The organism is Micromonospora sp. IBHARD004 (assembly GCF_052814115.1).
Window position 1 is genome coordinate 5,889,762 of record NZ_CP199934.1, and the last position, 12,429, is coordinate 5,902,190.

Below are 12,429 nucleotides of genomic sequence, written 5' to 3' on the forward strand. Positions count from 1 at the left end.
CCGTCGGGTAGTGCCTGCGCAGAGCGACGGCGACCCGGCGGCCCGGGACGGCGCCGGCCGGCACCCGCTGCACAATCTCTGGCGGCTGCGCCCCTACCTGCGCCCGTACGCGCTGGAGTTCGCCTGGCTGCTCGTCGCGGCCCTCGCGGCCACTGCGGCCAGCCTCGCCGTGCCGCTGGTGGTGCAGCGGGTGGTGGACGGACCGGTCGCCGGGCACGACGTCGCCGGGCTGTTCCGGCTCGGCCTCCTCGCCCTCCTCCTCGGCCTGGCCGAGGCCGTGCTGATCTTCATCCGGCGGTGGACCCAGTCCTCCTCCTCGGTCGGCATGGAGGCGGCCATCCGCGCCGACATCTACGCCCACCTGCAAGGCCTGCCGGCCGGCTTCCACGATCGGTGGCAGTCCGGCCAGTTGCTCTCCCGGGTCACCAGCGACCTGTCGGTGATCCGCCGGTTCCTCTCCTTCGGCGTGCTCTTCCTGATCCTCAACCTGGTCACCTACCTGGCCGTGGTGGTGCTGCTGGTCCGCCTGCACCCGGCGCTGGGGCTGCTGGTGGCGGTCAGCGCGGTGCCGCTGTTCCTGATCAGCCGCCGGTTCGCCCGGCACTACCACGCCGCCTCCCGCCGGATGCAGGACCAGCAGGGCGACGTGGCCACGCTGGTCGAGGAGACGGCGCAGGGGCTGCGCACCATGCGGGCTTACGGGCGGGGGCCGGAGTTGGCCGCCCGGTTCGCCGGCGGCGCCCGCGCGCTGCACGACATCGGCGTCGGCAAGGCCCGGCTGCTGGCCCGCACCTCGGCGCTGTTCGACCTGGTCCCCAACCTGACCCTCGGGGTGGTGCTGGTGGCCGGCACGGCCGCCGCCGCCCGCGGGGCGCTCAGCATCGGCGAGCTGGTCGCCTTCGTCAGCCTCCAGCTGATGCTGATCTGGCCGGTGCAGTCGCTCGGCTGGATCATCGCCAACGGCCAGGAGGCGGCGACCGCGGCCGACCGGATCCAGGAGGTGCTGGACACCCCGCCGACCATCGTGGACGCCCCACACGCCCGGTCGCTGAACCGCGCCGACGTACGCGGCCGACTCCGCTTCGAAGGTGTCTCGTTCCGCTATCCCGGCAGCACCACGCCGGTGCTCCGCGACGTCGACCTCACCGTGGAACCGGGCGAGACCCTGGCCCTGGTCGGTGCCACCGGCTGCGGCAAGAGCACGCTGCTCTCCCTGGTCCCCCGGCTGCACGACGTGACCGGCGGGCGGATCACCCTGGACGGGCGCGACCTGCGGGACCTGCGGCTCGCCTCGCTGCGCCGGCTGGTCGGGGTGGCCTTCGAGGAGCCGACGCTCTTCTCCATGTCGGTCTGGGAGAACCTCACCCTCGGCCGGCCGGGCGCCGGCGAGGCGGAGGTCCGGGCGGCGCTCGCCCTCGCCCAGGCCGAGTTCGCGTACGAGCTGCCGTGGGGGCTGGCCACCCGGGTCGGCGAACAGGGGCTCTCCCTCTCCGGTGGGCAGCGGCAACGGCTGGCGCTGGCCCGGGCGGTGCTCGGCAGACCGGCGCTGCTCGTGCTGGACGACCCGCTCTCCGCCCTCGACGTGCACACCGAGGCGCTGGTCGAGGCGGCGCTGCGCCGGGTGCTGCGGGACACCACCGCGCTGCTGGTGGTGCACCGCCCGTCGACCGTGGCGCTCGCCGACCGGGTGGCCCTGCTCGACGACGGCCGGATCGTCGCCGTCGGCACCCACTCCGAGCTGCTGGCCACCGTGCCGGCGTACCGGGCGGTGCTCTCGGCCGGGCCGGTGGAACGGCACGACGACGCCGGCCTGGTGCGCTCGTGACGGAAACGCCGGACGGGTCACCACCGGTCCCCCGACCGAGGAGCGCCCCGGACGACGAACTCGACCTGACCCGGTGGCGCGGGCGGGCCACCGACCCGGACGCCGACCGCAGCCGGGCCGAGGACGTCACGCCGGAGGCCGTCGCCCGGCTCCGGACCCGCAGCCGGGCCCTGCTCGGGCAGCTTCTCCGCCCGCACCGGCGCCGGCTCGGGCTGGCCGTGACGTTGCTGCTGGCCCAGAACGCCGCCGCGATGTCCGGCCCGTACCTGGTCATGCTCGGCATCGACCGGGCCATCGCCCCGCTGCGGGCCGGCGACCCGGGACCGCTGGTCACCGTCGCCGCCGCGTTCGCCGCCGCGAGCGTCACCGAGTACGCGGCCCGGCGCGGCTTCCTCACCCTCGCCGCCCGGATCGGCCAGGCCGTCCTGCTCGACCTGCGCCAGCGGGTCTACGGCCACTTCCTCCGCCTGGACGTCGGCTTCCACGAGCGGTACACCTCCGGCCGGATGGTCTCGCGGCTGACCAGTGACCTCGACTCGATCGCCGAGCTGGTCGACGGCGGGATCGACAACCTGGTGGTCGCCGCCCTGTCGGTGCTCTCCGTCGCCGGCATCCTGCTCTGGCTGGACCTGCCACTCGCCGCGGCGACCCTGCTCGCCTTCCCGTTCCTGTTCTGGCTGTCCCGCTGGTTCGCCCGGGCCTCCGCCGGGGCGTACCGGCGGACCCGGGAGGCGGTCGCGCTGGTCATCGTGCACTTCGTCGAGTCGCTGCGGGGCATCCGGGCGGTGCAGGCGTACCGGCGGGAACCGCGCAACCAGCGGATCTTCGCCGCGGTGAACGACGACTACCGGCAGGCCAGCCTGCGCGCCTTCCGGCTGATCGCGGTCTACTCGCCGGGAATCAAGCTGATCGGCAACCTCACCGTGGCGGTGGTGCTGGGCTACGGCGGCTGGCGGGTGCTGAACGGGCGGACCGAGGTGGGCGTGCTCGCCGCGTTCCTGCTCTACCTGCGCCGGTTCTTCGAGCCGATGCAGGAGCTGAGCCAGTTCTACAACTCGCTGCAGTCGGCGACGGCCGCGCTGGAGAAGCTGGCCGGAGTGCTCGACGAGCGGCCCGCGGTGGCCGAGCCGGAACGGCCGGCGTCGCTGCCGACCGGGCCGGGCCGGGGCGCGGTGGCCTTACGGTCGGTCTGCTTCGGCTACCGGCCGGACGCGCCGATCCTCTCCGAGCTGAGGCTGACCGTGCCGGCCGGGCAGACCGTCGCGCTGATCGGCCCGACCGGCGCCGGCAAGTCGACCATCGCCAAGCTGCTGGCCCGCTTCCACGACCCGTCCGCCGGCGCGGTCACCCTGGACGGGGTGGACCTGCGGGACCTGGCCGACGCCGAGCTGCGCCGGGCGGTGGTGCTGGTGACCCAGGAGAACCACCTGTTCAGCGGCTCGGTGGCGGAGAACATCCGGTTCGGCCGGCCGGGTGCGGACGACGCGGCGGTGGAGGCCGCCGCCCGGGCCATCGGCGCACACGACTTCATCGCCGCGCTCCCCGACGGGTACGCCACCGAGGTGCACCGGCGCGGCGGCCGGCTCTCCGCCGGGCAGCGCCAGCTCGTCGCGTTCGCCCGGGCGTTCCTGGCCGACCCGCGGGTGCTGATCCTGGACGAGGCGACCTCGTCGCTGGACGTGCCGACGGAGCGGCTGGTGCAGCGGGCGCTCGGCAGCATCCTGCGGGACCGGACCGCGCTGGTGATCGCGCACCGGCTCTCCACCGTGGAGATTGCCGACCGGGTGCTGGTGCTCGACGGCGGCCGGATCGTCGAGGACGGTCCCCCGGCCGAGCTGGCCGCCGCCGGCGGCCGGTACGCCGCCCTGCACCGCCAGTGGCGCGACTCGCTGATCTGAGGGCCGACAGGGCTGCGCGGGCGCCGCCGTGGTGGCGGCCTCGGCGCGCAGGTCGCGGCGGATCCGGTCGACCGCCCTGCCGGGCCGAGCGCCAGCACCCCGTCGGAGACAGCCGGAAGGGCGGCACGACGCTTAACCCGTGGTCGTCCCGTCACCCGCTGCCTAGGATCGGCTGATGAGCGATACGGCGAGGACGGCCCGCGCCGGCGTCCCCGAGCGTCCGACCCTGGACGGCATCGAGGAGACCTGGGCGCGCCGCTGGCAGGAGGACGGCACGTACGCGTTCGACCGCGCGAAGGAGCGGGCCGACGTGTACGCGATCGACACCCCGCCGCCGACCGTATCCGGCGAGCTGCACATGGGACACGTCTTCTCGTACACGCACACCGACACGGTGGCCCGCTTCCAGCGGATGCGCGGCCGGACGGTCTTCTACCCGATGGGCTGGGACGACAACGGCCTGCCCACCGAGCGCCGGGTGCAGAACGTGTACGGGGTGCGCTGCGACCCGGCCCTGCCGTACGACCCGGACTGGGTGCCGCCCGCCGCCCCGGTGAGCGAGGCGGCCCGGAAGGACCCCACCCCGATCTCCCGGCGCAACTTCATCGAGCTGTGCGAGCTGTTGACGGTCGCCGACGAGGAGGTCTTCGAGGCGCTGTGGCGGCGGCTCGGGCTGTCGGTGGACTGGTCGCTGACGTACACCACGATCGGCCACGTCGCCCGGGCCACCAGCCAGCGGGCGTTCCTGCGCAACCTTGCCCGGGGTGAGGCGTACCAGGCGGAGGCGCCGACCCTCTGGGACGTCGGGTTCGCCACCGCGGTCGCCCAGGCGGAGCTGGAGGACCGGGAGCGGCCCGGGGCGTACCACCGGCTGCGGTTCACCGGGCCGGACGGGCGCGAGGTGCTGATCGACACCACCCGGCCGGAGCTGCTGCCGGCCTGCGTGGCGCTGGTCTGCCACCCCGACGACGAGCGGTACGCGGACCTGGTCGGCACGGCCGCGCGTACCCCGGTCTTCGGGGTCGAGGTGCCGGTGCGCGCGCACCCGCTGGCGGATCCGGCCAAGGGCACGGGCATCGCGATGGTCTGCACATTCGGCGACCTGACCGACGTGACCTGGTGGCGGGACCTGGACCTGGCGACCCGGGTGGTGATCGGCCGGGACGGTCGGCTGCTGCCCGAGCCGCCGGCCGGCGTGCCGGCCGAGCCCTACGCGGCGCTGGCCGGGCAGACGGTCAACGGCGCCCGCCGGACGATCGTGCAGCTGCTGGCCGACGCGGGCGACCTGGTCGGTGAGCCGCGCGAGATCACCCACCCGGTGAAGTTCTACGAGCGCGGTGACCGCCCACTGGAGATCGTCTCGACCCGGCAGTGGTATCTGCGCAACGGCGGCCGGGACGCCGGCCTGCGCGAGGAACTGCTGGCCCGGGGCCGCGAGCTGCGCTGGGTGCCGGAGCACATGAGGCACCGGTACGACCACTGGGTGGCCGGCCTGACCGGCGACTGGCTGGTCAGCCGGCAGCGCTTCTTCGGGGTGCCGGTGCCGGTGTGGTACCGGCTCGACGACGTTGGCGAGCCGGACTGGTCCCAGCCTCTCACACCGCCCGAGTCGAGGCTGCCGGTCGACCCGTCCAGCGAGCCGCCGGAGGGCTTCGACGAGTCGCAGCGCGGCGTGCCGGGCGGCTTCGTCGGCGACCCGGACGTGCTGGACACCTGGGCCACCTCGTCGCTGACCCCGCAGATCGTCGGCGGGTGGGAGACCGACCCGGACCTGTTCCGCCGGGTCTTCCCGATGGACCTGCGCCCGCAGGGCCACGACATCATCCGGACCTGGCTCTTCTCCACCGTGCTCCGCTCCCATTTGGAGCACGGGGTGCTGCCCTGGCGCGACGTCGAACTCTCCGGCTGGATCCTCGACCCGGACCGAAAGAAGATGTCCAAGTCCAAGGGGAACGTGGTCACCCCGATGGGTCTGCTGGAGCAGCACGGCTCCGACGCGGTCCGGTACTGGGCCGCCAGCGGCAAGCCCGGGATGGACCTGGCCTTCGACCCGGCGCAGATCAAGGTGGGCCGGCGGCTCGCCACCAAGCTGCTCAACGCCTCCCGGTTCGCCCTGGGGCTGGGCGCCGCGGACGCGTTGCGCGCCCCGGCCACCGAGCCGCTGGACACCGCCATGCTCGCCGAACTCTCCGGCCTGGTCGCCACCGCGACCACCGCCTTCGACGGGTACGACCACACGGCGGCGTTGCAGGCCACCGAGGCGTTCTTCTGGCGGTTCTGCGACGACTACATCGAGCTGGTGAAGGAGCGCGCCTACAGCACCGGGCCGGGCGCCGACTCGGCCCGGGCGGCCCTGGCCACCGCGCTCTCGGTGCAGCTGCGGCTCTTCGCCCCGGTGCTGCCGTACGTGACCGAGGAGGTCTGGTCCTGGTGGCGGTACGGCTCGGTGCACCGGTCGACCTGGCCGACGACGTACGAGGTGGGGCGGGCCGTCCAGGCTCCCGGTGACCCGGAGCTGCTGCGGCTGGCCGCCGACGCGCTCAGCCAGGTGCGCCGGGCCAAGTCGGAGCGGAAGCTGTCGATGAAGGCGGAGGTGCCGCTTGCCGAGGCGCTCGGCCCCGCCGCCCTGCTCGACCAGCTCACCCTCGTCGCCGACGACCTCCGCGCGGCCGGCCGGATCGCCAAGCTCGATCTGCTCCCCGACCGCACCCCGGAGCTCGTCATCGCCTGCGCGTTCTGACGGCGCGTCGCCCGCGCCCCGGTCCCCGGGGCGCGGGCGGCCCGTCAGCTCGTCTCGCCGGCCACGCTGAACGAGCGGAGCCGGTCGATCGCCAGGACGGTGAAGCCGACGCTGACCAGTGCGGTGAGCACCCCGGCCACCGGGACGGAGACCGTGGTGGAGAGCAGCTCGGTCGGGGCCATCCGGTCCGCGAGGGCGATCACCCACTGCTGGATCGAGAGCACCTTCGTGCCGCTGACGAAGTTGCCGAGCAGCCCCTCCCAGATCAGCACGTAGACCAGGCCGAGCAGGACCGGCCGCCGGGTGACCAGGCTGAGCGCCAGGAACAGCGCCGAGTACGCCAGCGCGCCCAGCGCCGAGGCGGCGGCGAGCGCCAGGCCGAGGCGTACCGAATCGGCCAGCACGCCCGCGACGTAGAGCGGCACGGCGACGGTGGCCGCGCTGACCCCGACGGCCACCGCCAGCTTCGGCAGCACGATCTGCCAGCGGGGCAGCGGCTTGGTGAGGATGTGCACCACCGTCCCGTCGTCGATCTCGGCGCCGAGCACGCCAGTGCCGACGATCAGCGCCACCACCGGCAGCACCACGGCCAGGCCGAGACCGACCAGCACCGGCGGCCCCCACTGGCCCGGGTCCACCCCCAGCGACCGGCAGAGCACCGCCAACGCCACCAGCACGAGCGGCAGGGGCAGCAGCATCAGGAACCGGCGGCGGCCGAAGAGCCCGCGCGCGGTGATCCAGGAAATGGTCGACATCAGGCCTCCACCAGGTAGGAGAAGACGCTCTCCAGGGACTCGTCCTCGGGGGTCAACTGCCGGACCCGGATGCCGTGGGCGAGCGCGATCTTCGGCAGCGCCCGGGTGAAGGCGCCGTAGTCACCCGCCCGCACGGTCAGGCCGGCCCGGTCCAGTTCGACGCCGGTGACCGAGACCTCGGCCATCAGCGCCACGGCCAGCGCCCGGTCGTCGGTGGAGCGGACCGCGAACACGTGCGGCCGGTTGGTCATCAGCCGGCGGATGGTGCGGAAGTCGCCGGAGGCGGCGAGCCGGCCGGCCACCATCACCTGGACGGTGCCGGAAACCTGCTCGACCTCCTCCAGGATGTGCGAGCTGAACAGGATGGTCCGGCCGGCGTCGCCCAGGCGGTGCAGCAGCTGCATCATGTGCAGCCGCTGGCGCGGGTCCATCCCGTTGAACGGCTCGTCGAGCAGCAGCACCTGCGGGTCGTGCACCAGCGCCGCGGCGACCCGGGTCCGCTGCCGCATGCCCTTGGAGTACGTGCCGATCCGCCGGTCCTGCGCGTCGGCCATCTCGACCAGGGCGATCGCCCGCCGGGCCGCCGCCTCCGGGTCGGGCAGCCGGTGCAGCTTGGCGCTGGCCAGCACGAACTCGTACGCGTTGAGGAAGGAGTGCACCGCCTCCCGCTCGCTGACCAGACCCAGCCGGCGGTAGACGCCCGGGTTGCGCCAGGTCGGCTCCCCGTCCAGGGTCACCGCGCCCCGCGAGGGGGCGAGGAACCCGGCCATCATGTGCAGCAGGGTGGTCTTGCCGGCCCCGTTCGGGCCGAGCAGGCCGGTCACCCCCGGGCCGAGCCGCATGGTGACATCGTTGACCGCCACCACGTTGCCGTACCAGCGGGAGACGCCGGCCAGGTCGAGGGTGCTGGCGGCGGTGGTCGGGGCAGCCGCCTCCGGGCTGGCGCTGAGCGTGGTCATCGGGCGGCCACCTTCCGGTATCGCAGCAACAACAGGGCGACGCAGGCGGCGACCAGCAGGACGGCGGCCACCCCGTAGACGGGGCCGAAGCCACCGATCGGGACGCCGCCGCCCCGGCCCTCGGGCACCAGCAGGTCACCGAGCGCCCAGGTGCCCACCCCGCCGACGAGCGTCGAGGGCGACGCGAGGAAGGCCAGCTCGTTGATCGTCCGGGACGGCAGGATCGACAGCGTCCCGACGATCGGGGTGGTCATCAGGAAGACCGCCACGATCCCGCCGGCGGCGAAGGCGCGCTTGCCGGTGAGCGAGGCGACCAGCAGCCCGATCGAGGCGAAGACCGCCGCCCACAGCCCGGCGTAGAGCAGGCCGGGCAGCAGGTCGAGCAGCTCGTCCCAGACCCCGCGCATGCCCTTGTCGGTGGTGAACGCGGCGCCGAGGAACATCACCAGCTGCGGCCCGCCGAGCAGCAGCCAGATCGCGCTGACCAGGGCCAGCAGCTTGGCCAGCGGGTAGTCGTCGCGGGGCAGCGGCCGGGAGAAGTACAGCGGCAGCACGCCGCTGCGCAGATCCCGGGAGACCAGCTCGGGGGCGGCCACCGCGACGAAGAAGATGACCAGCCAGCTCATCGAGTCGGCGAACTGGGCGTACGTCATCACCACCTCGCCGATCTGGCTGCGGACCGCGGTGATCCCGGCGGCGACCAGGGTGACGATGCCGACCACCAGCCAGGGGAAGATCTTCGCCTTGGCGGTACGGCCCAACCCGAAGACGGTCCGCAGGCCGTGCAGGTAGAGCGCGCCGAAGACGTGCCGGCGGCCCAGCCGGGGACCGGTGTAGCGCTGGTAGCCGATGTCGTGGATGACACCGGTCGGCTCAGACATGGCTGGGCTCCCTCGTGGCGAAGAGTTCGGCCACCCGGTGCCGGCGCTGGTCCAGCCGGTGCAGTGGCAGGTCCAGCTCGGCGACCGCGCCGAGGATCAGGTCGTAGGTGGCGTCGTCGGCGAGCGGGACGAGCAGCAGCCGCCCCTCGCGGGCCACCGGCAGGTCGAGCGCGGCGAGCCGGGCCGCGAGGTCGTCCGTACCCTCGCTGACCTCGACCGCGAGGACGTCGGTGGCCGACGTCATCGCGGCGATGCGGTCGGCGCGGAGCAGCCGGCCGCCGTCGATGGCGACCAGGGTGTCGCAGATCCGCTCCACCTCGCCGAGCAGGTGCGAGCAGACCAGGACGGAGATGCCGAACTCGGTGCCGATCCGGTGGATCAGGGCGAGCATGGCGTCCCGCCCGGCCGGGTCGAGACCGTTGGTCGGCTCGTCGAGGAGCAGCAGGTCCGGGTCGTGCACCAGGGCCTGGGCGAGCTTGACCCGCTGCTTCATGCCGGTGGAGTAGCCGCCGACCGGGCGGTAGCGCTCCTCGTAGAGGCCGACGTGGCGCAGTGCCTCGGAGGCCCGTTCCCGGGCCACCGTCCGGGGCAGCCCGCTGATCCGACCCAGGTGGGTGACCAGCTCGGCGGCGGAGAGGTCCGGCGGGAGGGCGTCGTGCTCGGGCATGTAGCCGACCCGGGCGCGGACCGCCGCCGGGTCGGTGGTCGGGTCGAGGCCGAGCACGGCGACCCGGCCGCTGGTGGGCGGGAGCAGGCCGAGCAGGATCTTGATCAGGGTCGACTTGCCGGCGCCGTTCGCGCCGACCAGGCCGATGATCCCCGGCTCGACCGACACCGTGAGGTCGGCCAACGCGGTGACCCGACCTCCGTACGTCTTGGTCAGCGACTCGGTCGCGATCAGTGTCACGCCGCTCAGCCTAGGGACTCGACGCTCGTCGGGGCATCCGGCGCGCCCCTGATCCTGGCGTCCTCCCCCATTAGGGGTAAGCCTTCCGTAAGGCGGTGGGGCGGTGACCGGGCCGGATCCGACCGGGACACTGTGGACATGATCCGCCGCCTGCTGCGTGCCCCGCTGACCTGGCTCGCCGTCGCCGTCCTCGCCGCCGGGGCGGTCGTCGGGCTCTGGTGGTTCCGGCCCTGGAAGCTGGTCACCGACACCGAGGTCCGGGAGGAGCTGTCGGTGGTGACGGCCACCACCGCGCCGGCCGGCACCGCCGCGCCATCCGCCACCGGCACGCCGCCCGGCACCGCCGCACCGGCCGGGCCGACGCTGGTCAGCCAGGGCGAGTTCGTCACCCACGAGCACGACACCGCCGGCACCGCCCGGATCGTCCGGGGGGCCGACGGGCGGTACCGGCTGGAGCTGGTCGGGCTGGACACCTCCAACGGTCCGGATCTGCACGTCTGGCTGACCGACCAGCCGGTCCGCGGCGGGCCGTCCGGGTGGAAGGTCTTCGACGACGGCCGCCGGGTCGAGCTGGGCCCGCTCAAGGGCAACCGGGGCGATCAGGCGTACGACCTACCGGCCGGGACCGACCCGACCGGGCTGACCAGCGTGTCGATCTGGTGCGAGCGGTTCGCGGTGTCGTTCGGCGCCGCCCCGCTGACCCCCGCCGGCTGACCCCCGCCGGCTGACCCGGCCGCGCCCGGTCGACGGCCGCCCGAACGGCCGGTGGCCGGCAGGTGGAGTGGCGCTCTCGACCGATCGCCGGTGGGCTGCGAAACTGTGTGCCGGCCGGTGAGTTGGGGGTTAGATGAGCAACGGGTGGGTGCTGCCCGAGGACGTGCTGCGGGACGCTCCGGCGTACGGGCCGCGCACCAGTGAACTGGCCGATCTGGAGTTGCTGCTGACCGGGGCGTACGCCCCGCTGACCGGCTTCATGACCCGCGCCGACCTGACCTCGCTGAGCCGGCGTGGCCGGCTGCACGACGGGACGCCCTGGCCGGTACCGGTGACCCTGCAGGTGCCGGCGGCGCTCGCCGACGGCCTGGCGCTGGACGACCCGCTGCGCCGGGCGCTGGTGCTCACCGACGGCGAGGGCGCCCCGGTGGCCGCGATGGACGTGACCGACGTCTGGCCGGTGCGGGACGGCACGGTGGGCGTGGGCGGCGCGGTCCGCCGGCTCGGCGACGGCGGGCACGGGCCGTTCCAACGGCTGCGCCGCGGCCCGGACGAGGTCAGGGCGCTGCTGCCCCCTGGCCGGGTGCTCGGCGTCTTCGCCGACCGTCCGATGCACCGGCCGCAGCTCGCCCAGATCGCGCACGCGGCCCGCACGCTCGGCGCGCACCTGCTGGTGATGATCCCGGTGGGCGAGGAGGCGACCGGCGGGCTGCCGGCCGAGGCGCTGGTCCGCAGCGTCTTCGCCGCCCGGGACCGGATGCCCCCGGCCACCCTGGTGGCGGTGCCGCTGGTCCGGCGCCGCGACGAGATCAGCGACGCGCTGCTGCGGGCCCGGGTCGCCGCCGCGTACGGGGTGACCCACCTGCTCTCCACCGGGGAGATGCTCTCCGGCGCGGGCCTGCGGGTGCTGGTCCCTCGCGAGCTGGCCTACGACAACCGGGACGGGCAGTGGCGCTGGCGGGAGGACATCCCGCCGCGCAACCGGCGGCTGGCGCTGACCCAGGAGGAGATCGACGACCTGCTGGACCGGGGCTTCCCGCTGCCCGAGTGGCACACCCCGCCGGCGGTGGCCAAGGAGCTGGTCCGGGCCCGCCCGCCGCGCCGGCACCGGGGCCTGGTGGTCTTCTTCACCGGGCTCTCCGGCTCCGGGAAGTCGACCATCGCCCGCGGCCTGGCGGACGCGCTGCGCGAGGGTGGCGACCGGACGATCACCCTGCTCGACGGGGACGTGGTGCGCCGTGAGCTCTCCGCCGGGCTGACCTTCAGCAAGGCCGACCGGGACCTCAACGTGCGCCGGATCGGCTGGGTGGCCGCCGAGATCGCCCGGCACCGGGGGGTCGGGATCTGCTGCCCGATCGCCCCGTACGCCGCCGCCCGGGCCACCGCCCGGGAGATGGCGCACGCCGCTGGGGCGGGGTTCCTGCTGATCCACGTCGCGACCCCGCTGGAGGTCTGCGAGCAGCGCGACCGCAAGGGCCTGTACGCCCGCGCCCGGGCCGGCCTGCTCACCGGGATGACCGGCATCGACGACCCGTACGAGGAGCCGACCGACGCCGACCTGGTGGTGGACACCACCGAGATGACGATCGAGGAGGCGGTCCAGGTGGTGATGGGCCACCTGACCGAGATCGGCTGGGTGGAGCCCCGCCTCCAGTCCGCCTGACCCGCGCGGCGTCCCCGCCGCCCGCCTCCCGTCCGGCCTCACCGCCGCCCGCCTCCCGCCCCGGTCCGCTCGTCGGCCGGCCGGCGG

The 12,429-nt window shown here is 74.3% G+C and carries 7 protein-coding genes and 1 pseudogene; 4 read left to right on the plus strand and 4 right to left on the minus strand.

All coding sequences use genetic code 11. The features are described from left to right. Positions 1 to 10 precede the first annotated feature (10 nt). Together ACTWO6_RS28655 and valS are read left to right on the plus strand one after the other, a co-directional pair. Positions 11 to 3,723 (plus strand): annotated as a pseudogene (locus ACTWO6_RS28655) (ABC transporter transmembrane domain-containing protein); the annotation flags it as partial. A 175-nt stretch (positions 3,724 to 3,898) separates the two neighbouring features. Beyond that, on the plus strand, positions 3,899 to 6,463 hold the full coding sequence (valS, locus tag ACTWO6_RS28660; protein WP_446216834.1) for a valine--tRNA ligase: 2,565 nt from the start codon (positions 3,899 to 3,901) through the stop codon (positions 6,461 to 6,463). Between the two features lie 44 nt (positions 6,464 to 6,507). On the opposite strand, the gene ACTWO6_RS28665 is transcribed toward valS, so the two are convergent. From ACTWO6_RS28665 to ACTWO6_RS28680, 4 genes are read right to left on the minus strand one after another with little or no spacing between them, the layout of a single operon-like run. Continuing rightward, complete coding sequence (locus ACTWO6_RS28665) at positions 6,508 to 7,218, minus strand: ABC transporter permease (protein WP_446216835.1); 711 nt, start codon at positions 7,216 to 7,218, stop codon at positions 6,508 to 6,510. Next, a complete protein-coding gene (locus tag ACTWO6_RS28670; RefSeq protein WP_446216836.1) occupies positions 7,218 to 8,177 on the minus strand; it encodes an ABC transporter ATP-binding protein in 960 nt (319 codons plus the stop codon). The genes ACTWO6_RS28665 and ACTWO6_RS28670 overlap by 1 nt, the downstream gene beginning before the upstream one ends. Then, on the minus strand, positions 8,174 to 9,058 hold the full coding sequence (locus tag ACTWO6_RS28675; protein ID WP_130339876.1) for an ABC transporter permease: 885 nt from the start codon (positions 9,056 to 9,058) through the stop codon (positions 8,174 to 8,176). The genes ACTWO6_RS28670 and ACTWO6_RS28675 overlap by 4 nt, the downstream gene beginning before the upstream one ends. After that, on the minus strand, positions 9,051 to 9,965 hold the full coding sequence (locus tag ACTWO6_RS28680) for an ABC transporter ATP-binding protein (protein WP_446216837.1): 915 nt from the start codon (positions 9,963 to 9,965) through the stop codon (positions 9,051 to 9,053). Before ACTWO6_RS28680 ends, ACTWO6_RS28675 begins: the two co-directional genes overlap by 8 nt. Positions 9,966 to 10,103: 138 nt before the next feature. Here ACTWO6_RS28680 and ACTWO6_RS28685 point away from each other — a divergent pair, with 138 nt between their 5' ends. Then, complete coding sequence (locus ACTWO6_RS28685) at positions 10,104 to 10,679, plus strand: DM13 domain-containing protein (RefSeq protein WP_446216838.1); 576 nt, start codon at positions 10,104 to 10,106, stop codon at positions 10,677 to 10,679. 133 nt (positions 10,680 to 10,812) lie between these two features. Next, positions 10,813 to 12,342 carry an adenylyl-sulfate kinase gene (cysC, locus tag ACTWO6_RS28690; RefSeq protein WP_446216839.1) on the plus strand — a complete coding sequence of 510 codons (1,530 nt, stop codon included), beginning with the start codon at positions 10,813 to 10,815 and terminating at the stop codon, positions 12,340 to 12,342. The last annotated feature ends 87 nt before the right edge of the window (positions 12,343 to 12,429 follow it).